Source organism: Kineococcus glutinatus (assembly GCF_039542765.1).
In the GTDB taxonomy this organism is placed as follows: domain Bacteria; phylum Actinomycetota; class Actinomycetes; order Actinomycetales; family Kineococcaceae; genus Kineococcus_A; species Kineococcus_A glutinatus.
The window spans coordinates 1-1,137 of record NZ_BAABIL010000934.1 but is presented as its reverse complement, the minus strand read 5'-3'; the positions used below and the strand labels follow the sequence as shown (position 1 = coordinate 1,137).

Here is a 1,137-nt window from a genome sequence, read left to right as displayed (position 1 = left end):
GCCGTGGTGGGTGCCGGCGACCTCGAACCGGCCGGGGGCGCGCGCCGCGGCACGGCGGGGCGGGCCCACGTCGACGGTCTGGTCGCCGGCGGCTCGGTGCTCGTGCCGCTGCCGGGGGAGCTGGTGGGGCCGCACCGCCTCACCCTGCTCGTGAGCAACGCGCACCGGCTCGGCGGGCACGAGTACAACACCGACGTGGTGACCCGCACCCTCCTCGTGCGCGCCGGCGCGGCCGCCCCGGTGGCCGTGCCCGTCGGCCACACCCGGCACCGGGACACCTACCAGGAGGTGTCCGCGGTGGTGGACCTCGACGGCGGCCCGCTGCGGCTGGAGGGCGTCCACGACGACGGCGGGCCCGGCCCGCGGCTGGCCGCGGTGGTCGTCGAACCGCTGGTCGTCGCCCCGCCCGCCGCGACGGCGGCCCGGTGAGCACCCCCGCCGCGCCCCGCCGGCCGGCCCGCATCGGGGACGTGGCCCGCGCCGCCGGCGTCTCCGTGCCGACCGTCTCCCGCGTGCTCACCGGCGCGGCGCGGGTGAGCCCCGAGCGGCGGCAGCGGGTGCTGCGGGCGATCGAGGAGCTGGGCTACCGCCCCAGCAGCACGGCCCGGGCGCTGGTCAGCGGCCGGCAGGACCTCGTCGTCGTCATGACCTCCGACACCGCCGTCCACGGCTACTCCGCCACCCTGCGCGGCGTGGAGACCGCCGCGCGCGCGGCGGGGTGCCCCGTCGTCATCTCCGTCGTCGAGAGCGCCGAGCCCGCCGAGGTGGCCCGCGCGCTGGACCTCGTGCGGTCCCTGCCGCCCACCGGCGTGGTGGTGCTGCGCTTCGACCCGGTCGGCGCCGCCCTCCTGGACGCCCTGCCCGCCGACCTCCCCGTCGTGGCGGTCGGGGGCAGGCCGGAGGGGGACCGGCCGCAGGCGGTGTTCGACGAGGAGGCGGCGGGTGCGGAGCTGACGCGCCACCTGCTGTCCCTGGGGCACCGCACCGTGCACCACGTCGCCATCCCGTCGTCCCCGCGCGCCGAGGACGGGCGCACCAGCGGCTGGCGCTCGGCGCTGCGCGCGGCGGGCGCGCCCGTGCCCGAGGTGCTGGTGGCGCGCTCCTGCGACGCGACCGCCGGCCTGGCCGCCGGCGCCC

The 1,137-nt window shown here is 80.3% G+C and carries 1 protein-coding gene and 1 pseudogene; both read left to right on the top strand.

The genetic code is table 11. The features are described 5' to 3' along the window. Positions 1–429, top strand: a pseudogene (locus ABEB16_RS22680) (hypothetical protein); the annotation flags it as partial. Then, positions 426–1,137 (top strand): LacI family DNA-binding transcriptional regulator (locus tag ABEB16_RS22675; protein ID WP_345714396.1); only part of this gene is annotated, 712 nt, incomplete at its 3' end. The pseudogene ABEB16_RS22680 and the gene ABEB16_RS22675, both read left to right, overlap by 4 nt.